The sequence below is a fragment of the Arthrobacter sp. SIMBA_036 genome (assembly GCF_046535135.1).
Classification (GTDB): Bacteria; Actinomycetota; Actinomycetes; order Actinomycetales; family Micrococcaceae; genus Arthrobacter.
On record NZ_JAWRXG010000036.1, the window covers coordinates 1 to 1,191 of the forward strand.

Sequence of the window (1,191 nt, forward strand, 5' to 3'; positions counted from 1 at the left end):
TTGTGTGTGGTGTTAGTTGTTGGCCTATTAGTACCGGTCAGCTTCACGAGTCTTTAGTCCTCGCTTCCACATCCGGCCTATCAACCCAGTGGTCTGGCTGGGGGCCTCTCACACATGAATGTGTATGGAAATCTCATCTTGAAGCGAGCTTCCCGCTTAGATGCTTTCAGCGGTTATCCCATCCGAACGTAGCTAATCAGCGATGCACTTGGCAGTACAACTGACACACCAGAGGTTCGTCCGTCCCGGTCCTCTCGTACTAAGGACAGCCCTTCTCAAATTTCCTGCGCGCGCAGCGGATAGGGACCGAACTGTCTCACGACGTTCTAAACCCAGCTCGCGTACCGCTTTAATGGGCGAACAGCCCAACCCTTGGGACCTACTCCAGCCCCAGGATGCGACGAGCCGACATCGAGGTGCCAAACCATGCCGTCGATATGGACTCTTGGGCAAGATCAGCCTGTTATCCCCGAGGTACCTTTTATCCGTTGAGCGACGGCCATTCCACAATGTACCGCCGGATCACTAGTCCCGACTTTCGTCCCTGCTTGAGATGTCTCTCTCACAGTCAAGCTCCCTTGTGCACTTACACTCGACACCTGATTGCCAACCAGGCTGAGGGAACCTTTGGGCGCCTCCGTTACTTTTTAGGAGGCAACCGCCCCAGTTAAACTACCCATCAGGCACTGTCCCTGACCCGGATCACGGGCCGAAGTTAGATGTCCAAAGTGACCAGAGTGGTATTTCAACGATGACTCCACCCGAACTGGCGTCCGGGCTTCAACGTCTCCCACCTATCCTACACAAGCCACTCCGAACACCAATACCAAACTATAGTAAAGGTCTCGGGGTCTTTCCGTCCTGCTGCGCGTAACGAGCATCTTTACTCGTACTGCAATTTCGCCGAGTTTATGGTTGAGACAGCGGGGAAGTCGTTACTCCATTCGTGCAGGTCGGAACTTACCCGACAAGGAATTTCGCTACCTTAGGATGGTTATAGTTACCACCGCCGTTTACTGGGGCTTAAATTCTCAGCTTCGCCCACAAGTGGGCTAACCGGTCCTCTTAACCTTCCAGCACCGGGCAGGAGTCAGTCCGTATACATCGTCTTGCGACTTCGCACGGACCTGTGTTTTTAGTAAACAGTCGCTTCCCCCTGGTCTCTGCGGCCCACACCCGCTCCACAGAGCA

1 rRNA gene is annotated in these 1,191 nt (G+C 54.2%); it reads right to left on the reverse strand.

The features are described 5' to 3' along the window. Positions 1 to 6: 6 nt before the first annotated feature. Positions 7 to 1,191 (reverse strand): 23S ribosomal RNA (locus tag SB659_RS19015); the annotation flags it as partial.